The following is a 20,098-nucleotide window of genomic DNA, read 5'->3' as shown; positions in this document are numbered from 1 at the left end:
TGCATGGAGAATGATGTGTCAAGTGTATACAATCCTTTCTTCACTGTCACGTTGTGATCGCAGCAATTCCCGTCCGTCGGGCAATGAGGACTTTCCAACTGACAAGACTCAAGAAACCAATTAGAGCAATGATTGCAACAAATGGTGTTACCGTTTGGATGGCTATTAGACTGCTTATAAGGCTGAACACGGCTGAAAAGTTAAATTGAAAAAAGAGTGATAATCCCATAGCCGTGGCCATTTGTTTTGGAAAGGGCCTGACAGCAGCTGCAGCAGCAGAGGCAACGATAAAACCTGTACCAAAATAATAAATCATCATAGGAAAAACCAAGCTTAGGTAAATATCATGCGTGACAAGACTAAAGAACAGCATGAGGCCAGCAGCCAGTGCGAATAGAAAAACGCCGATACCAACTAAGGAGGCACTAATAAAATAGCGGATAAACAATCCGCAACCTGCTGTGCCTAATAAATGCATTAAAGCCAGAAGCGTTTTAATTTTTCCATAGGCGACGAGAGTAAAGTTAGCGTTCTTAATCAAAATAAAAGGGGCACTCGTGTTAAAGGCTGATTCACCCGCCATCATGAGCGCAGAAATGGTTAAGTAACCAACAAATATTGGGTTCTTAAATACCAAAGAAAAGCTTTTAGATAATGGTAAGGGGGTATTTTTGCTACTTTTTGTTTCACGAAAGCTACCAAAAGCCAGTAAAAATAAACTATAGGTTCCTGCAATAAAGAAAGAGGCTCGCCAACCAAATTGGGCATTGATAATGGCTCCGACCCAAGGTAGAAAACAGATGATCACACCAGCCAAGGTGAATAACCAGGCAAATTGACGGGTTGCTGCCTGTTCATTTTGTTTATCATTGATCATGCATCGTCCCATCAATAAAGTGGCTCCCACTGCAAAACCTTGCAACAAACGGCTAATTAACAAGACATGAATGTTAAAACTTGCGGCAGCCAAGAAGTTACTGAGGCTATAGAGAAACAGACCGAAAATAAAGACAGGCTTTCTACCCATTCGTTCGGATAGATTGCACCATAGAAGCATACTTATGGCTTTCCCCAACAAAAAAAAGCTAATAACAAGTTGGATTGTTCTGGGACTACTAGGGAAAACTGTGGCTAATTCGGGTAACCCGGGTGTGATGAAATAGATACTTAAATTGCCTAAAAACCAAGTTAATAAAATAAGCGCTAAAGGGAGCTGTTCGCCTCTATCTGTATCGACGACTTCCCGCGGCTTGACCGCGGGATCCAAGGATTTGGCAAGTTTACTGGATCCCGCGGTCAAGCCTAGGTGCGTCGATAGTGAGTGAGTAGTTACAGATAAAGTAGGTTTTCTCATTTGTAACTCGATGTTGGTACATCGGTTTTGAGGAAAGCAGCATCATTAAGTGTTTTCAACGACAAGACGATGATAAACATGAGAAAGTAAACCGCTGCTATGATTAAAAAGACATAGTGCAAGGGCATCAAACCGGATACCCATCCCCCTAAAAGGAGTCCTGATAAATTGCCGAGTTTGGCAAATGAATTGGCGATGCCTAAAGCATGGCCTTGCTCCTCGGAGCAATCGCTCACTAAAGTAAATAATGCTGGCAGTAAAGCGGCGAGCACGATTCCCCATAATAAACGTATCACAGCCAGTAACAGTGGTTGTTGAACAAAACCATGTGCAAACATCAAGACCATAGCCAACGTCAGATAATAGAAAAAGTAATGATTAATCCTGGCTTTCCCTCGTCGACACTGGTCAAAGTGCTGGCCACACCATTTTGTGCTTAATAAAGTACCTATAGCAGGAAGTGAATACATAAGCCCAATGACCCAAGGTTGTCCATGAAGAACCCTCATCATATAGAGCGAAAAGCCAGGATCTGGCAAAAATTTTGCCATTTGCGTCATGGTGATCAATGCAATAAATGCGATTACAAAATGAGAAAATTGAGTCGGATAATCATGAGAGCGCGCGGTTATTTTTCTTGGTTCTTGTGCAGGTAAGCAGGCGTGCATAATGACCGTAGTGACAAGACACAGCAAGCTGGTCAATAGAAATAGCCCACGAAAATGAATAAAGCTCAATAGAAAACCACCGCTTGCTCCTGCGCAACTGGTTGCAATTGCCTTAGACGATTGCAGGCTGCTTAAATGACAGCTTTTTTCATTCCAATCACAAATAGAAATGACATAGGTTTGCATAGCAGTAATAAACCCGGCAAAGGCACCTTGGAGAACACGAATAACAAGAATAGCGCCAACACTAGAAGCACAAGCCATTAACCCTTGCGTCAACGTTAAAGCCCAAGCTGCTCGCATTAGCATCGACTTATAACCAATCCGATCAGCCATTTTCCCCCAAATTGGCCCCATAAGCATGCTAGCCAACATCGGTAATGCGAGCGCGAGTGCATTTAATAAGGCTGCTGATTGGGCTGCCATCTCGTTTTGGCTGGCAATGAATAAGGGCAAAAAAGGATTTCCCATTTCCATGGCCAATAACATGCTAAATTGACAAACTAATATTAGATTGCGCAGCGACTTATTCATGACAATGACTTAATGGATTGGTGACGGCGACAGATAAACCGTCGTACCTTTCCTTATGAAGACGCATGGTTAATAGGGCTTTGTGTTGCCAGGACTTAGAAAGCAGATGGTGTCGTTGCAATTCAAATAGTTGTGGATCAATGTCAGGGGCAATTGTTGTCAATATTTTTTGTATTTCCCAACGAACCAATTGCCATAGGTCATGGGAATTTAAACCATAGTGTTGACACAAGCATTTGATCCAATAAGCAAAGTTACTTCTAAGATTACCATGCACAAATTTGTCACAGAGCTCAGTGACATTGTTCGTGACAATGGCTGAATCAGGGTGAAAATCGGGTTTTAAGTCGTGTTTATAACACTCATGCATACAAACACAGATATTCCCAAAATCGCGTATGACCACCGCGGAAGGTTGATTGTCAGTGAATATCAATAAGGTATTTTGTTGATGCGCTTCAAAAGCAACACCATAGCGCAGCATTAAATGCAATTGCCCTGAGAGAACACAGACACAATATCGTCTAAAATAATCGCTCGGCAAAAGCCCACTGGCTCCAATGATTTCGGTTAGCAATGGCAAATTAGATAAAGGTGAAAGAGCAAACAGGGCTCCCAGAGGCACAATTTGTTGCCCTTTGTTTATTATTTCAAGAGGATTTTGACGTAGGATGACAGCTAAATGTTTGTATTGATCGTAATGGCTATCTTCATGCTCAAATCTCAAGCCAGCCAAATCAGCAGCGATAAATAAGCTTTGGTGGTAATGCTGATGCTTGGCCAATAATGCATTCAACCATGAAGATACTGCTGGACCATTATCGATTGATGCCGGAGAAATGGTACGCATCGCAGATGTTGTATGCACGGCTGTAGCCAGCTTTAAATGACAGCTAGTACCTCCCATAGGCATCATCGTACGAAAAGACATCGAAGGTTTGGTCAATTGATGATGTGGGAGCAAAATGATTTCCTTCTTGTCAATGAATGAGGAAAATTGCGTTTGAATTTGATTTCGCCATTGCCAGGGATGCAAAGGAAGAGGGAGATAATCGTTTGGATCTTGGTGTTTGAACGATAATTGCTTCTCCCAGTTGAAATATTCCTGTGGAAATTGTTTTTTAATCAAAGAATTATAATTTTTTGCTTGTGGTGAAAGATAAGCGTAGCGGTGGTGAATGGCACACCAGTGCAGACTAACACAAGCGTTAAATTCTGGGGAATACTGGAGTACCTCTCGTCTACTAAAACCAATTTTTGCGCGAAAATTAGGATGATCGGGGTGTCCAAGGCATCCCCACTGTTCAAGTAATTGCAATTGTTCATAAGGTTGCAGTTTTTGTGAAAGCCAATCCCAGAAACGCGTAAATCCCCGGGCTTGGTTTTTCAATTCCTGCTGCCAACACTGTCGATAAGCTTGCGCCATTGCTTCATTAGCAATGGTTTCATCCAATTCTAGCCGCAAAGCCCGCCAATTTAAAAAAATGGAAGCAGGATCGTTATGTTTCAATTGCGATTGCAGTTGATCAAGAAAATCGTGGATGTGATGACTGATAATTGTATTTTGTACCAAGCCTTCAATGGTTGCAGCACGTTGGAGTCGATATAGACACTGACGGTGAGCTTCAGTGATAAAATATTCAATAGCATGCTGGCGCAGGCCAATGCCAATCTCAAATAGTAAGAAACGTAATTGGTGACTCAATCCGTGAAAATCGCCGTAGGCTAAGGCCATAATTCTCTCCAAAACGCAATCCCGCATTTGATCTGAATTTTTAAGATCAGGAAGATGAAAATAGTAGGTAGGATTTACTATAAATGATAATCATTCTCATTTGCAACAAAATTATGACAATTTAATTATTGTCTTTTCTTGGAGGTGACGGAGGCTAACAATAGAAAAAACACCGCAGCGAGTAACACTAAGACAAAGCGCATCCAGATGAGTAGGTAATTGCCCATATAAACATGATTAGGATTATGGGGATGATAGAGAATATAGACTTTATCCCCCACTTTATATTTATGGGGGTTGAATCCCCATTGGCTGGTAAATGTGAACGGTTCTTTCGTTTGGGTTTCGAAATGAATAACCGGATAGTTCAGCATTTCTGCCCGCGTCACATTATTTTGTGAGGGTTTGACAACAAAACCGATGATTTCCCCTTTCGTCTGTACACTACTATAGCTGAAACGCCAACCTTCAATAAAATAATAACCGGCCAAAAGGAAGGTCACGACGCTAGCCATAATAAAAAGGGCGGTTAGCTGTTTCATAATATATAAATTATGATTACATTGATTAAATATATAGCATAATTGGTGGCTAAAAATAGAATGCAAATTATTAATTTTATTGTCTATCATTAAATAAAAAATGATTGTTTATATGGCCACTATAAAAATAATTGATAGCTCTTGATTTAGCTTATGTTGGTTTCTTTAGGCGGATTATGAAACATTTCAAGAAGATAAACTTAAATCTATTGACGCATTTACATGCGTTGTTGACGGAAAAAAATGTAAGTGCAGCTGCTGAAAAAGCATTTGTCAGCCAACCAGCAATGAGCGCATCGTTAAAGCAACTTCGAGCGATATTTGACGATCCATTATTGGTTGCAGCAAAAGGTCAGATGGTCCTTTCTACTAAAGCGCAGGAATTACAGCCGCATTTACAACAAATCATGTCTCAGGTGCAAAACCTATTACAACCGCAAGAGGAATTCGACCCAATGGTTGCAAAAAGAACATTTAAAATTGCTCTGCCTGATTATGTAGAGCTCATTCTTCTGCCATCCTTGTTAAAATCGCTAGAGAAATTTCCCCACATTGTTATCGAAACAAGGATTACAGGGATAGTCGATCGCCCATCATTGTTTCTTGATAAAACTACAGACATTGCTATTGGTGCGCTTGAAAAAGAGAATGTTCCGTCACAATTGATCGCAAGAAAATTATATGAAGAGAAGATCATTTGTTTTGCCAGCAAAAAAAACCCTTTACTAAAGCAACCTATCTCATTAAAAAATTACTTGGCGAGCAAACATATCGCGTTTAGTTTTGATGAAAAACGCTTTAGTCATTCTGCTGATTTTTTAAGTAAAAGAAAATTAAAGCGCAATGATATTTTATTTGTTAATAATATCTTGCCAGCCCTTTTTGCAGTTGCTGATTCAAGTTCAGTCATTGCAACTGCGCCAAGTTTTTTAATTAATATGTTTGCTGGGGAGTTTGGATTGGTACAGCAGCCACTGCCCTTTGATTTAGAGCCAACCCCGATCTACCTGGTTATTCATCAAAAGGATCATTCTGATAAAGGAATACAGTGGTTGTCGCAATTACTGAGCGAAAGTATAGGGCAACTCGAGGCTGATTTTTCATAGGTTTATTGACATTCTCCCCCACAAGGGTGAGAGACTTTTTCCCTCTCCCCTTGTGGGAGAGGGTAGGGTGAGGGGTAATCTCTCCTCATTCTTTCGATAAATAATGGCGATATTGCCAATAGCTTGTACCAGTTCAGCTCTGACTTGTGCACAAAGATCATTGGCGATTAAATGACGCTCTGCCTTTTCGACTCCACTGATCTTGACTTTGACTAACTCATGAGCCAAAAGTGCTGCGTTCGTTTCTTCTACTACGGCTGCAGTTAAGCCTTTTGCACCTACGTATACAACAGGTTTTAAATGATGTGCTTTCGCTTTTAAAGATTGTCTGAATGTGGCGTCCATATAGGGGCATACTGAATTAAAATGACAAATTATTGCACGTTTTGCTGGGAAAAGGTAGTGAATTTGAGTATCATGAAATAATCTTTCAATGAGAAATGGCTATGCCTCGTTCCAAAAGTAGTAAGCGCTGGTTGCAGGAACATTTTGATGATGTTTATGTCAAAAAGGCGCAGGCAGAGGGTTATCGAAGCCGAGCTGTCTATAAGTTAAAAGAGATTGACGACAAAGAACAACTATTAAAGCCTGGGATCACTGTTGTTGATTTAGGTGCCGCACCTGGTGGCTGGACACAGTATGTTTCTGAAAAACTAGAAGGCCGCGGCATGATTATTGCACTTGATATCTTGCCCATGGATAGTATAGCTGGAGTCACCTTTATACAGGGTGATTTTCGCGAAGATGATGTTTTGCAGAAATTAATAAATAGGGTTCCTGAACATGGTGTAGACTTGCTTTTGTCAGATATGGCCCCAAATATAAGTGGTACGGCAGCAATAGATATTCCACGGGCGATGTATTTAGCGGAATTGGCATTTGATTTTGGTGCTAAAATGTTGAAACCAGGTGGTGCCTTACTTATGAAAGTGTTTCATGGTGCGGGCTTTGATGATTTGATTAAACAAGCCCGTCTTAAATTTAATAAGGTAGCGATACGTAAGCCCGCGGCTTCGCGCTCTCGCTCAAGAGAAGCCTATTTGCTGGCGAAGGACTATAATTTATAGTAACGTATCGTTCGTAGAATACGTTCAATCGAGGTTAATGCTTTGAATGACATGGTAAAAAATTTATTTTTGTGGCTGATCATCGCAATTGTACTGGTTTCAGTATTCAGTAATTTCGGCCCCCGCCACACATCTGCTGAAAAAATCTCTTACAGCAATTTCTTGAAAGAAGTTGATCAAGGCATGATTAGTTCGGTAACTATTGAAGACAACAAAGTCATTAAAGGATTAACGAAAAATAATCATCGATTCGTCACTTATATGCCAATGCAAGATGAAGCTTTGCTTGGGGAATTACTAAAAAATCAAGTCGATATCAGTGGTCAAGAAAAACAGCAAGAAAGTTTCTTACTCCATCTATTCATCAACTGGTTTCCAATGCTGCTGCTTATTGGCGTTTGGGTATTCTTTATGCGGCAAATGCAGGGTGGTGGTGGACGCGGGGCGATGTCTTTCGGGCGATCGCGTGCACGTTTGCTTGGAGAGGATCAGGTAAAAATTACTTTTGCCGATGTCGCTGGTGTTGATGAAGCCAAAGAAGAAGTGAAGGAACTTGTGGATTTTTTACGTGATCCTTCCAAATTCCAAAATTTGGGTGGACGTATTCCGCGAGGGGTCTTACTGGTTGGTCCTCCTGGAACAGGTAAAACATTGTTAGCCAAGGCCGTTGCTGGCGAAGCCAAAGTGCCCTTCTTTACAATTTCAGGTTCGGACTTCGTCGAAATGTTCGTCGGTGTGGGTGCCTCTCGGGTCCGAGATATGTTTGAACAGGCCAAAAAGCACGCTCCTTGTATTATTTTTATTGATGAGATTGACGCTGTAGGTAGACATCGTGGTGCTGGTTTAGGTGGAGGTCATGATGAGCGTGAACAAACCTTAAACCAATTGCTCGTAGAAATGGATGGTTTCGAAGGTAATGAAGGGGTTATTGTTGTTTCTGCTACCAACCGCCCAGATGTGCTTGATCCAGCCCTATTACGCCCTGGTCGCTTTGACCGCCAAGTTGTTGTGCCGTTACCTGATATTCGTGGTCGTGAGCAAATCTTAAAAGTGCATTTGAAGAAAGTGCCTATTGATAAAGATGTTGAGGTATTGTCTATAGCACGCGGAACCCCAGGTTTCTCAGGCGCTGATTTGGCAAACCTGGTCAATGAAGCTGCTCTCTTTGCTGCGCGGGCGAATAAACGCAAAGTGGGAATGATCGAGCTTGATAAAGCTAAAGATAAAATCATGATGGGCGCGGAACGACGCTCCATGGTAATGGATGAAAATGAAAAGAAATTGACTGCCTATCATGAGGCTGGTCATGCCATTGTAGGTCTTTCAGTTCCAGAGCATGATCCTGTCTATAAAGTGACGATTATTCCTCGTGGTCGAGCTCTAGGTGTCACAATGTTCTTACCCGAACAAGATCGTTACAGTCATAGTAAACGTCGTCTCGACAGTCAATTATCCAGCTTATTTGGTGGCCGTATTGCCGAAGAGTTAATCTTTGGTGTAGAGAGTGTTACTACTGGAGCCTCAAATGATATTACGCGTGCTACAGAAATTGCACGCAAAATGGTTACCACTTGGGGGTTGTCTTCACTTGGCCCACTTACTTTTGGGGAAGAGCAAGGCGAAGTATTCCTGGGAAGAACAGTCAGTCAACATAAGGAAATCTCAGATAATACTGCGCAGCAGATTGATGAAGAAGTGAGAAAAATTATTGACAGAAATTATCAAAGAGCTAAGGAAATTCTCCTTGCCAATATGGATAAGCTTCATTTAATGGCTGAAGGTCTCATTAAATATGAGACGATTGATTCGAAGCAAATTCAAGAAATTATGTCTGGTCAGGAACCTTCTCCTCCGGAAGACTGGGAAGCGGCCAAACTTATTGATAAGGATACAAAAGGAGGAGACCGGCCCTCAACCACTATAGATGGTAAGGCTGTTGATAGCCCCGCTGGTGGTAATTAACGTGAAGACATAAAAGGCATTAATGCCTTGTATGTCGCTAAACGAACGTTATCCCGTAAAATGTACAGCATTTATACGGGATCCAGTTTCAAAATAGACTTCTTTCCACTTTTGATGATTTCCCATGAATAACGAAGAGTTTAAGCAATGGTGTAGGCGTTATAATCCCAGTGATATGAATGCTAGTCCCATCATTATGGGAATATTAAATATTACCCCAGACTCTTTTTCAGATGGTGGGAAATATCTACAAAGAGACAGGGCTGTAGAGCATGCCCAGCAAATGATTGCGCAAGGTGCTGATATTATCGATGTAGGTGGTGAATCCTCTAGACCGGGTGCTGAGTCAGTTAGTTACGAAGAAGAGATCTCACGAGTCATTCCTGTGATCGAAAAATTACGCAATGAGACAGATGTCGCCATTTCAATTGACACAACAAAAGCGTCAGTGATGGCTGAGGCTGTGGCTGCTGGTGCTATTTTGATTAATGATATCACTGCCCTTGCTGCTAAAGATTCGTTGCAACTTGCAGCCAAACTGGATGTCCCAGTTTGCCTCATGCATATGCAAGGTAAACCAAATACGATGCAGCATAATCCTTGCTATGCGGATGATGTTCTTGATGAGATTAATTGTTTTTTTGAGCAAAAAATCAAAACATGTCTTTCTGCAGGGATAAGGCGTGAGCATTTGATTTTAGACCCTGGTTTTGGTTTCGGGAAGTTGCCGCAGCATAATCTACGTATCGTGCATCAGTTGGAAAAATTGAAACAGCATAACTTGCCTTTGATGCTAGGAGCATCCCGTAAAACGACTCTAGGCGTTGTATTGCAACGCCCTGTGGATGATCGAATAGCGGGCGGGTTGACCATTGCAATCGTGGCAGCATTGCAAGGGGTAGCTATTCTTAGAACGCATGATGTTGATGCTACACGACAAGCATTAATCATGCTACAAGCCATTATCCACGAATCAGTCCTGTCAAATTAAAAGAGCTATCTTCTTCTCAGAGTAGTTGTGATAGGATATCCGTTTTGTCACGTTTGGGTATTAGGGGGCAGCAGAGTGATTGTGATTGCTTATTTAAGATGTAATGCTTCCCTGAATACTAGGATTAAAAAAGATAAGTAGAGGGGCATAAAGGATGCATCAGAGGAAATATTTTGGTACTGATGGTATTCGTGGTCAAGTTGGTTTATCCAATATAAATCCCGAGTTTATTCTGAAACTGGGATGGGCATTGGGAAGAGTGATTGGTAATGGCGAGAAAAGACGAGTAGTTATTGGTAAAGATACCAGAGTATCAGGTTACATGCTGGAATCAGCGCTTGAGGCTGGTCTTTCTGCTGCTGGGGTCAATGTCAGTTTATTAGGGCCTATGCCAACACCAGGTATAGCCTATCTTACGCAAACATTACGAGCAAATGCAGGTATAGTCATCAGCGCTTCTCATAACCCATTTGAAGATAATGGTATCAAATTCTTTTCGGCTGATGGCAGTAAATTTCCTGATGAATTGGAATTGGCTATAGAAGCTGAGATGGACATGCCATTAGCAATAGTGCCCTCTGCTAAATTAGGGAAGGCTTCACGTATCAATGACGCATCTGGTCGTTACATTGAGTTTTGCAAAGCAACAATTCCCTCTTTGACTCGTTTGGCAGGTCTTAAAATCGTTGTTGATTGTGCCAATGGTGCGACTTACCACATAGCTCCTAATGTATTCAGTGAACTAGGAGCAGAGGTATTGGCAATAGGTAATAAACCCGATGGATTTAATATTAATGAGAAATGTGGTTCAACAGCACCGGAGGTTTTACGGGAACAGGTTATACAAAGAGGTGCTGACATTGGTATTGCGTTGGATGGTGATGGTGACAGACTGATTCTTGTTGACGCAAAAGGAAACATTGTTGATGGTGATCAAATCATTTATATCATTGCCAAAGACAGACTGCAAAAGGGTATATTACAAGGCGGTGTTGTTGGTACCTTAATGAGCAATTATGGTTTGGAGAAAGCGCTCATGCAAATGGGGGTTCCCTTCCTGCGTACAAAAGTCGGCGATCGTTATGTGTTGGAAACCTTAAAGAAGGAAGATTGGAAAATAGGTGGGGAACCCTCAGGCCATATCGTTTGTTTGGATAAAACAACTACAGGAGACGGTATTGTTGCTGCATTACAGGTTCTAACCTGTATGATAAAACAAGAAAAAAGCTTACAAGAACTCGCAGAAGGGATCCACTTGTTGCCGCAAGCATTGATTAATATCAAAACCAAGCATGCCAGACAGCTGGCGGAAAATATCCAAGTTCTTGAAAGAGTAGCTAGCCTGAGCAATGAATTAGAAGGCGAAGGCCGAGTTTTATTACGACCCTCTGGAACTGAACCCGTACTCAGAGTGATGGTGGAAGGGAGAGATAGCACTAAAGTACAATCCCAAGCCAAACAATTAAGCGAAGACATCCGCCATATCGAAAAACAATATTTTAACGTAGAAATTAGGGGCTGATGACATTTCTACGAGATAGTAGGAAATGTCATCAGCCCCTAACCAGCAATAGGGTTAACAAGCTGAGATGTAGCCTCTTCCAATAGTTTGGATGTTTGTGTTCGCTGGAAGAAGAAAAATTGGCGATAGTTGATATCTTGTCGTTTTGTTATTGACTCTAGAATATAAGCACATAATTGCGCTAACCATTGCCAAACCTTGCCAAAACCACGATGGTTTTGCAAGCTTTCATAGCGGGGATCATGCAAAAGATTTAAATTTTTTGGCAAGACATTTTGCGAACTGCTTTCGATTGATAGGGCTGCTTGATGAATTTGGTGGATGGCTTGATGTAATAATTCTGCTTCTCTTGGGTATTCCTCTGCAAGGATTTTCTGCTGTTGATAAAGCTCTTCTAATTTGCTCCATAAGATAGGATTACGTGGATTGGGTAACTTATTATTACTGGAGTAAAAAGGCGGTTTAAGGTTGAGTAGAACTTGCCATGAATGATGTGGATTTGGGCAAAGCTTCTGGTAAGCCGCTAGTACAGGGAATTTTTCTGGTTCAGCAGGGTATTGAATTTCGAAGAGAACATCGTGCAAAAGATGGCTCGCTTGATAGTAACTGGTTTCGTCACGGACATGCGCTTGCAAGGCAATGAATAATTCTTGATACCATTCCTTTAACTCTTTAGGAAGCAACGTATTCGCGTTGCTAATCAATCGATTCCATGAAGTCAAGGTATTTTGATAAGTGATAAGAAGGTTGAATTTCGTCGGGATTTCGTCGGAGATATCCCGGGTTTCTTCTTGTGGACTGGTTATATCATTTAAAATTTCATTCAAGCTAGCGATCTGTAAGCGAATGAGTTGCTGTGCTTGCTCTCTCTTTGATTCATAGTTATTACGATCTGGATTTTTTGCTAGTAGCTTTTTTCGATGTTGCAGTGTAGCTGTTAAGTGTATTTTTTTCTTCTCCCCTTCCTTGAGTTGGATACTGTAATCGCTAATGGAATCCATGTTTATAAGGCATTTTTCGCAAGACTTAATTTTTTCATCCAAGTTGAGCAGTTCTTTTTGGCGTTCGCCATCTGAGTCTCGAAGTTTTTTAAGTTCCTCCGTTGTTGGTATGAGTTCATCGATATCATCCAATAATGCGTAGCGGGTGCGTAACTCCAAAACGTCCTCGTCTATGGCAATCGCCTCAAGCAGCAGCCTCAGAGCCGTATCAAACTCATCTATTTTTTTGCTCAAAGGCCCTATTCTATCAACAACATCAGAAAGCAAATCAACGCTATTTTGGGAAATGGGTTTATATCTAAAATCATATTGGGTGAGTAATTGAATGGCGCGTTCATTAAGCTTGCTATGATCAGTATCAGATTTTAAACTAGGGGATATGATAAAACCTTGGTTACGCTTTAACTGCTGATTAAGGTTGTTATGCTCTAAAATCTTTTCTTCTTTTTGATGCAATAATCTTACATAATGTTCTTCGGCTTGGAGTTGCTCCAATTTCACCTTAAATTCTGTGTTAGTACCCCACTCATACCATGCACGAGGGTTAATTAAAGAGCCATGCCAAAACACAACGTTTTCGCGATCGACAACAAACTTCGCTTTGTTGGTGGCTTTAAGATACTCATTTTTAAGCTTCTCTTTAATGTCACTGGTTAAAGAACTCTCGGTTAATTTACGCTCGAGACTAAGCAATTCTGCTTCAATCCTTCTAAGCACTTGTGTTTTATTTCTTATATTCTCTTGGACCTCATTGAGTGAAATACTCTCAGCTAATTCCTGTTGTATTTTTTCCAATTCAACTTTAAGTTGAGCCAGGGTCTCACGATTTCTCTTCAATACTTCATAGATTTTATATGAGCTCGAATTTTCAGTGACAATAACATTTAATAATTTTAGTTGGGCAACGATCCTCTTGCGTGCGATTAAGGCTTCAGCAAGCTTTAATGAAATATTTTTTAGGTCTAAAGCCTTATACTGGTTTTTGAGAACCTCAAGATAGGCGAGAATCAAGTTTTTCTGCTGGCGAAGGTTGGAAGGTGTACTTACTGCTATTGTTGGTTCTTTATCTAGCAAATAACGATGGTATGTCTGAAGCAATGGAGGGTAAACCTCATTGACTTGGCGCTGCTGCTCAGAAATGAAGCTTTTGTGAAGTTCCATTTGCTCGGCAAGAAATAACAAGTCTTTATTCAAACGAATAATGTCAGCCTCTAAATCGACTATTTCTTGCTGTTGTGTCTCTATTCTTTTCCACTCTAAGACTTGTGTGCGAATATTGCGCAGAGCATGCCATAGGGGAGCTAAGCTTTCAGGAGGTTTTATGTCTTCAAGAAAAATGTCATTGCATCCATCGAAGAGAAGAATGAGGTTTTCCAAGGCATAGGGTTGAGATAAACCTGACAATTTATTCATTAAGCTTATCATCTTGTCCTTCATCGCAGCACCTCCTTGCGCTTGTCTATTGATTCTAACTGAACTAATTAGATTGACAAGAGTCAATTAGATCTAAAATTTATCATTCTGAATGAGGACAGAGAATTACGAAAATAAGGAAGCACCTATAGGATTTCATGAAACTTTACGGTATAGTCTCGCACCGTAATTGGGTGGAGGGTAAATGAGGAAAAAAATAGTTGCTGGTAATTGGAAGATGAATGGCAGGATTGGCCAAGTTAAAATCTTGCTGCAACAATTACTAGAATTGATGAATGAGCCTGTGGCTGATTGCATCATCTTTCCTCCTGCTATCTATTTGCCCTTGGCTGAGCAGCAACTTGCTGGGAGCAAAATCAAGTGGGGAGCACAAAATGTATATCCAAAGGATACCGGCGCCTACACTGGAGAACTCTCGGGGCCGATGCTCAAAGATTACAATTGCCAGTATGTGTTAGTTGGACATTCTGAGCGTCGGCACTTGTTTAAAGAGGATGAAAAATTTATTGCTGAAAAATTCCACCATGTAAAAGAACATGGTATGATACCGATTCTTTGTGTTGGTGAAACGCTGGAAGAACGAAAGCAAGGATTGACTGAGCAAGTGTTAACTAAACAATTGCTTGCAGTGACTGGTCATAAGGAGCATTGCTTTAAAAATTGTATTGTGGCTTATGAGCCGGTATGGGCGATAGGAACAGGGCAAACTGCCTTGCCAGAGCAAGTGCAGGAAGTACATTCTTCAATAAGAGCCCTGGTAGCTGAATTTGACTTGGATGATGCCAATCAGCTGTCCATACTGTATGGTGGCAGTGTAAATGAGAAAAATGCCAGCTCATTATTCGCCATGTCAGATGTTGATGGTGGTTTGGTCGGTGGTGCATCTCTTAATGCGCGACAATTTGTGGATATTGTGAAATGTATCAATTGATTCTAATGATTCACGTGCTGATTGCCATAGTGTTAATCGGCTTAGTGCTAATTCAGCATGGTAAGGGTGCCGATATAGGCGCCGCCTTTGGTTCTGGAGCATCGAGTACGGTCTTCGGTAGTCAAGGGACAGGAAGCTTTCTGTTCAAATTGACCGGCGGTTTGGCTTTGACTTTTTTTGTCACGAGCTTGTCTTTGTCATATTTGGTATCCTCTCAATACCAGAAAGCGACACAGCAAGCCATACCTCAACAAACTATTATACCGGAAAATAAAATTCCTGTGCCGGTTGATAGCAGTAAGAGCGGAAAACAATAACTAACATGCCGAAGTGGTGGAATTGGTAGACACGCCGTCTTGAGGGGGCGGTGGCGCAAGCTGTGCCGGTTCGAGTCCGGCCTTCGGCACCATTAATCCGAGCGATGGAATTATGCTATCACAATACTTACCTGTACTTGTTTTTATTGTAATTGGGTTGGTAATCGGCCTAGTGATGTTGGGCGCTGGCTCACTGCTTGGCAAGCACAACCCCGACTCAGCTAAAAATGCACCCTATGAGTGTGGTTTCGACGTCTTTGAAAGCGCACATATTCCTTTTGATGTTAGATTCTATTTAGTTGCTATACTTTTTATTATTTTTGATTTAGAAACGGCTTTTTTCGTTCCTTGGGCTTTAGCTCTTCGTAAGATTGGTTGGTTCGGATTGACTGCAATGATGATCTTCCTGACCTTATTGGTGATTGGTTTTATTTATGAATGGAAACGGGGTGCTCTTGAATGGGAGTGAAGGACCATAATGGATGCCCCAATATTGTGTTATACCCAAGTATTATAGAGGCTTGCTATGGCTACTGAATTGCAGAAAACTGGCTTTGTTACAACCTCAGTAGAGAAACTTATCGGTTGGGCACGAAGTGGCTCAATGTGGCCCATGACTTTCGGTTTGGCATGTTGTGCTGTAGAAATGATGCATGTAGGGGCTGCTCGCTACGATTTAGATCGATTTGGCGTTATTTTTAGACCTAGCCCACGCCAATCCGATGTTATGATTGTTGCTGGTACCTTATGCAATAAAATGGCTCCTCCTCTGCGTCGAGTCTATGACCAGATGCCTGAACCAAGATGGGTGATTTCCATGGGCTCTTGTGCCAATGGCGGAGGTTATTACCATTATTCTTATTCAGTAGTGCGTGGCTGTGATCGTATTGTGCCAGTTGATATCTATGTGCCGGGGTGTCCTCCTACGGCAGAAGCCCTTCTTTATGGGATCATTCAATTGCAAAATAAAATTAGACGTAAGCAGATAATCGAAGCTTAGAGCTTAAGCAGGTGCCATAGATGACAAAACTAACAAATTTGGTTGAAAAGTTAACGACGGAACTTGATGGGCTAATTGCTTCAGTTCATTTAGCCTATGATGAAATTACTCTGGAAGCAGAAGTTGGTTATGTAAAAGCGGCCCTGTTGCAACTTCGCGATCATGAAGCATTTGCTTTTGACCAGCTCATGGATCTTTGTGCTGTCGATTATCTGCTTTATGGCGAATATGATTGGGAAACCGAAGCCGCTACTGAGCATGGTTTTTCACGAGGGGTTGAGCGCCAAGAAGCTAGGGCTTATGCGCTTTCTAAACCAAGATTTTGTGTGGTTTATCATTTACTATCTACCAAACACAATCACCGTGTACGTGTTAAGGTGTTTGTGGATGAATCCCATCTAGTGGTTCCTTCAGTACAAGAGCTGTGGAAATCCGCTAACTGGTTTGAGCGAGAAGCTTATGATTTGTTCGGCATTTTATTTGACGGCCACCCAGACTTACGTCGGATTTTAACCGATTATGGATTTATAGGGCATCCGTTTCGCAAAGACTTTCCTCTTAGCGGGTATGTGGAAATGCGTTATGACGCGCGTTTGCAAAAAGTGATTTATGAACCTGTGGATATTGAACCTAGAGTTCTCGTACCCAAAGTAATACGCAATGATAATCGCTATCTAGACTCTAAAAAGCCAGGGGGCGAGCAATGATCGAATTAAAACATTATACCCTCAATTTTGGCCCACAACATCCAGCCGCTCATGGCGTATTGCGTCTTGTAATGGAATTGGAAGGCGAAACAATCGTCCGTGCCGATCCTCATATCGGTTTATTGCATCGAGCTACAGAAAAACTTGCCGAAACCAAGCCATATTTGCAAAGCATTGGCTATATGGATCGGTTGGATTATGTTTCCATGATGTGTAATGAGCATGCCTATGTTATGGCTATAGAAAAACTACTGGGTGTAGAAATCCCCATTCGTGCTCAATATATTCGTACAATGTTTGATGAAGTAACTCGTATATTAAATCACTTGCTCTGGCTCGGCGCCACGGCCTTAGACATTGGAGCAATGACGGTTTTCCTTTATTGTTTCCGTGAACGAGAGGATTTGTTTGATTGCTATGAGGCTGTCTCTGGTGCACGAATGCATGCCAAATATTACCGTCCAGGAGGCGTTGCTCGCGATTTGCCAACAAAGATGCCACAATATAAACCTTCACGCTGGCATAACGAGCGCGAAATTGAAAAAATGAATGCTAATCGCCAGGGAGGTTTACTGGATTTCTTATGGGCATTTACTGAACGGTTTCCTAAATGCGTCGATGAATATGAAACCTTATTAACGGATAATCGTATTTGGAAACAGCGAACGGTTGATATTGGGGTTGTATCGCCGGAAGAAGCGCTTCAGTGGGGTTTTAGTGGCCCCATGCTTAGAGGCTCTGGTATTGCTTGGGATTTGCGTAAGAAGCAACCCTATGCCGTTTATGATAAAGTGGATTTTGATATTCCTGTCGGCAAGACAGGGGATTGTTATGATCGCTACCTAGTGCGCGTTGCAGAATTGCGCCAGTCAAATCGCATCATCAGACAATGCATAGAATGGCTGCGACAAAACCCTGGTCCTGTCAGAGCTGATGATCATAAGATCACCCCTCCAACTCGTGAACAAATGAAACACGATATGGAGTCACTGATTCACCATTTTAAACTGTTTACTGAAGGTTTTACTCTGCCCCAAGGAGAAGTGTATTCCGCTGTGGAAGCACCTAAAGGTGAATTTGGCATATATCTCGTTTCTGATGGTGCTAATAAGCCTTATCGTATAAAAATTCGTGCTCCAGGTTTTGCTCATTTGTCGGCTTATGATGCAATGGTTCGGGGACACATGTTAGCCGATGGTGTGGCCATTCTGGCAAGCCAGGATATTGTTTTTGGTGAAATTGATCGCTAGGAGGGTCTGTTGACATTTCTACTATCTTGGCCAAAATGGTTTGATTTTCTGTGCTCCGCTACTCACATACTCTTATGTATGCTGCGTTGCGATGCTCAAAAATCAAACCATTTTGCCTCAAGCTAGCGAAATGTCAACAGACCCTAGATTAAGTAAAAGGTTAGAAAGAATGTCTGAGAACTCAGCTAAATTGCTCCATCAATTCGTCTCACCGGCCGGTATAGATGAAATCGATCATTGGATCGCAAAATATCCCCCGGATGAGAAACAATCAGCGGTCTTAAGGGCATTAATGGTTGTGCAGGAGGAGAACGGCTACTTGACGCCTGAGACAATGGATGCAGTTGCCGATTATCTGGATATGCCGCCAATCGCTGTTTACGAAGTATCCACTTTTTATAACATGTATGAACACAAGCCAATTGGACGGCATTTAATAAATGTGTGTACTAATATTTCATGTAAACTTCGCGGCTCCTCCGAAGTAGTCAATCATTTGCAGAAAAGATTGGATGTTAAGCTTGGCGAAACAACGTCTGATGGGAAGTATACTTTAAGATCAGTGGAATGTTTGGGTGCCTGTGTCAATGCACCCATGATGCAAGTAGATAAAGATTATCACGAAAACTTGACCCCTGAAAAAATTGACCAAGTGTTGGAACAATACCAATGAACGATAGAGGTGGGTTGTCATGGTTGAATTAAATCAAGTTTGTTATCGAACATTTCATTTGGATAAGCCCTGGACGTTAGCTGCCTATCAAAGCATTGGAGGTTATAGCGCTTGGCAGAGAATTTTGAAAGAACAAACTCCGCCACAGCAAATCATTGAAGAAGTAAAGACTTCAGCTCTTCGTGGACGTGGCGGCGCAGGCTTCCCAACAGGGTTAAAATGGAGCTTTATGAATCGGAATGCTCCTGTTCAAAAATATGTTGTTTGCAACTCGGATGAAGGTGAACCGGGCACTTGCAAAGATCGGGAAATTTTAAGTCGCAATCCGCATCAGCTTATTGAGGGAATGGCGATCGCTGGCTATACGATGGGCGCTACCGTGGGCTACAACTATATTCGTGGTGAATTTTGGTTACCTTATGAGCGTATGGAGTCAGCATTGCGAGAAGCTTATGCTGCAGGCTTTTTAGGGAAGAATATTTTAGGAAGCGGTGTTGATTTTGATTTATATAATCACCTGGGGGCAGGAGCCTATATCTGTGGTGAGGAAACGTCATTGCTCAATTCGCTTGAGGGCAAGAAAGGATTACCTCGGTTTAAGCCTCCATTCCCTGCAAATTATGGCTTATATGGCAAGCCCACAACCATTAATAATACAGAAACATTTGCCTCTATTCCCGTCATTATGGAAAACGGAGGAGAATGGTTTTTAAAACTGGGTAAACCAAACAATGGTGGGGCTAAATGTTTTAGCGTGAGTGGTCACGTGAACAAGCCGGGTAATTTTGAAATCCCTTTAGGTACTCCATTTAAGACGCTTTTAGAGTTGGCAGGAGGTGTACGTGAGGGACGAAAAATCAAAGCAGTAATTCCTGGAGGTACTTCCATGAAAGTCTTGCCAGGAGATGTCATGATGAACTTAGACATGGATTTTGACAGCATCCAAAAGGCTGGTTCAGGTTTAGGATCCGGGGCAGTCATTATTATGGATGAGACGACTTGTATGGTTGATGCTCTCTATCGCATTGCAGAATTCTATATGGATGAGTCTTGCGGACAATGTACCCCTTGTCGTGAAGGTACTGGGTGGATGGTTCGTTTACTTCATAGGATAAAAGATGGGCATGGAGAACCCGGGGATATTGAAAAGCTGGTAAACGTTGCAGATAAAATTGAAGGTCGCACAATCTGTGCCTTAGGAGAAGCTGCTGCATGGCCTGTGCAGAGTTTCGTAAAGCATTTCTATCATGAATTTGAGTATTTTATTAAGCATAAACGTTCGATCGTTACATCATAATTGAGAA

18 protein-coding genes, 1 tRNA gene and 1 pseudogene are annotated in these 20,098 nt (G+C 41.7%); 14 read left to right on the top strand and 6 right to left on the bottom strand.

What is annotated here, in order from left to right; all coding sequences use genetic code 11:
* Positions 1-46: 46 nt before the first annotated feature.
* The 4 genes from CKV79_RS12490 to CKV79_RS12475 all read right to left on the bottom strand — a co-directional run bounded on the left by CKV79_RS12490 (position 47) and on the right by CKV79_RS12475 (position 4,833).
* A complete protein-coding gene (locus CKV79_RS12490; protein ID WP_081778071.1) occupies positions 47-1,354 on the bottom strand; it encodes an MFS transporter in 1,308 nt (435 codons plus the stop codon).
* Positions 1,351-2,556 carry an MFS transporter gene (locus CKV79_RS12485; RefSeq protein WP_065236354.1) on the bottom strand — a complete coding sequence of 402 codons (1,206 nt, stop codon included), beginning with the start codon at positions 2,554-2,556 and terminating at the stop codon, positions 1,351-1,353. The genes CKV79_RS12490 and CKV79_RS12485 overlap by 4 nt, the downstream gene beginning before the upstream one ends.
* Positions 2,549-4,291 carry an IucA/IucC family protein gene (locus tag CKV79_RS12480; protein WP_028373260.1) on the bottom strand — a complete coding sequence of 581 codons (1,743 nt, stop codon included), beginning with the start codon at positions 4,289-4,291 and terminating at the stop codon, positions 2,549-2,551. Before CKV79_RS12480 ends, CKV79_RS12485 begins: the two co-directional genes overlap by 8 nt.
* A 125-nt stretch (positions 4,292-4,416) precedes the next feature.
* Positions 4,417-4,833, bottom strand: coding sequence for a DUF3592 domain-containing protein (locus CKV79_RS12475; protein ID WP_157737144.1), 417 nt, complete (start codon positions 4,831-4,833; stop codon positions 4,417-4,419).
* Positions 4,834-5,009: 176 nt separating this feature from the next.
* Here CKV79_RS12475 and lelA point away from each other — a divergent pair, with 176 nt between their 5' ends.
* Positions 5,010-5,939: a LysR family transcriptional regulator LelA gene (lelA, locus tag CKV79_RS12470; RefSeq protein WP_028373258.1), complete on the top strand. Its 930-nt coding sequence runs from the start codon at positions 5,010-5,012 to the stop codon at positions 5,937-5,939.
* A gap of 81 nt (positions 5,940-6,020) precedes the next feature.
* On the opposite strand, the pseudogene CKV79_RS12465 reads toward lelA, so the two are convergent.
* Positions 6,021-6,284 (bottom strand): annotated as a pseudogene (locus CKV79_RS12465) (YhbY family RNA-binding protein); the annotation flags it as partial.
* A 101-nt stretch (positions 6,285-6,385) separates the two neighbouring features.
* On the opposite strand from CKV79_RS12465, the gene rlmE reads away from it, so the two are divergent.
* The 4 genes from rlmE to glmM all read left to right on the top strand — a co-directional run bounded on the left by rlmE (position 6,386) and on the right by glmM (position 11,481).
* Positions 6,386-7,006 (top strand): 23S rRNA (uridine(2552)-2'-O)-methyltransferase RlmE, encoded by a 621-nt coding sequence (gene rlmE, locus CKV79_RS12460; RefSeq protein ID WP_028373257.1) that lies wholly within the window; start codon positions 6,386-6,388, stop codon positions 7,004-7,006.
* A 51-nt stretch (positions 7,007-7,057) separates the two neighbouring features.
* Entirely contained in the window at positions 7,058-8,968 is a 1,911-nt protein-coding gene (gene ftsH / locus CKV79_RS12455; RefSeq protein WP_035915501.1) for an ATP-dependent zinc metalloprotease FtsH, read from the top strand.
* 124 nt (positions 8,969-9,092) lie between these two features.
* The gene (folP, locus tag CKV79_RS12450) at positions 9,093-9,959 is read left to right on the top strand and encodes a dihydropteroate synthase (RefSeq protein WP_028373255.1); all 867 of its coding nucleotides are present in this window, start codon (positions 9,093-9,095) and stop codon (positions 9,957-9,959) included.
* Between the two features lie 154 nt (positions 9,960-10,113).
* On the top strand, positions 10,114-11,481 hold the full coding sequence (gene glmM, locus CKV79_RS12445) for a phosphoglucosamine mutase (RefSeq protein ID WP_028373254.1): 1,368 nt from the start codon (positions 10,114-10,116) through the stop codon (positions 11,479-11,481).
* 38 nt (positions 11,482-11,519) lie between these two features.
* Here glmM and CKV79_RS12440 read toward each other — a convergent pair whose 3' ends face one another.
* Positions 11,520-13,919: a coiled-coil domain-containing protein gene (locus tag CKV79_RS12440; protein ID WP_028373253.1), complete on the bottom strand. Its 2,400-nt coding sequence runs from the start codon at positions 13,917-13,919 to the stop codon at positions 11,520-11,522.
* A 181-nt stretch (positions 13,920-14,100) separates the two neighbouring features.
* Between CKV79_RS12440 and tpiA the strand changes: the two genes are divergently transcribed.
* The 9 genes from tpiA (at position 14,101) to nuoF (ending at position 20,091) form a co-directional block, all read left to right on the top strand.
* The gene (tpiA, locus tag CKV79_RS12435; protein WP_028373252.1) at positions 14,101-14,847 is read left to right on the top strand and encodes a triose-phosphate isomerase; all 747 of its coding nucleotides are present in this window, start codon (positions 14,101-14,103) and stop codon (positions 14,845-14,847) included.
* Positions 14,835-15,164, top strand: a complete 330-nt coding sequence (gene secG / locus CKV79_RS12430) for a preprotein translocase subunit SecG (protein ID WP_028373251.1) — start codon at positions 14,835-14,837, stop codon at positions 15,162-15,164. Before tpiA ends, secG begins: the two co-directional genes overlap by 13 nt.
* A 7-nt stretch (positions 15,165-15,171) precedes the next feature.
* Positions 15,172-15,256: transfer RNA gene (locus CKV79_RS12425), tRNA-Leu, on the top strand.
* A 20-nt stretch (positions 15,257-15,276) separates the two neighbouring features.
* Positions 15,277-15,633 (top strand): NADH-quinone oxidoreductase subunit A, encoded by a 357-nt coding sequence (locus CKV79_RS12420; RefSeq protein WP_028373250.1) that lies wholly within the window; start codon positions 15,277-15,279, stop codon positions 15,631-15,633.
* Positions 15,634-15,690: 57 nt separating this feature from the next.
* Complete coding sequence (locus tag CKV79_RS12415; protein WP_028373249.1) at positions 15,691-16,164, top strand: NuoB/complex I 20 kDa subunit family protein; 474 nt, start codon at positions 15,691-15,693, stop codon at positions 16,162-16,164.
* Positions 16,165-16,184: 20 nt separating this feature from the next.
* Positions 16,185-16,871, top strand: coding sequence for an NADH-quinone oxidoreductase subunit C (locus tag CKV79_RS12410; protein WP_028373248.1), 687 nt, complete (start codon positions 16,185-16,187; stop codon positions 16,869-16,871).
* Positions 16,868-18,121, top strand: a complete 1,254-nt coding sequence (locus tag CKV79_RS12405) for an NADH-quinone oxidoreductase subunit D (protein WP_028373247.1) — start codon at positions 16,868-16,870, stop codon at positions 18,119-18,121. The genes CKV79_RS12410 and CKV79_RS12405 overlap by 4 nt, the downstream gene beginning before the upstream one ends.
* Positions 18,122-18,290: 169 nt before the next feature.
* Positions 18,291-18,794, top strand: a complete 504-nt coding sequence (gene nuoE, locus CKV79_RS12400; RefSeq protein WP_028373246.1) for an NADH-quinone oxidoreductase subunit NuoE — start codon at positions 18,291-18,293, stop codon at positions 18,792-18,794.
* 19 nt (positions 18,795-18,813) lie between these two features.
* A complete protein-coding gene (gene nuoF / locus CKV79_RS12395) occupies positions 18,814-20,091 on the top strand; it encodes an NADH-quinone oxidoreductase subunit NuoF (protein ID WP_028373245.1) in 1,278 nt (425 codons plus the stop codon).
* Positions 20,092-20,098 lie beyond the last annotated feature (7 nt).

The sequence above is a fragment of the Legionella lansingensis genome, assembly GCF_900187355.1.
Lineage (GTDB): Bacteria > Pseudomonadota > Gammaproteobacteria > Legionellales > Legionellaceae > Tatlockia > Tatlockia lansingensis.
This window is presented reverse-complemented; position numbering and strand designations above follow the sequence as displayed.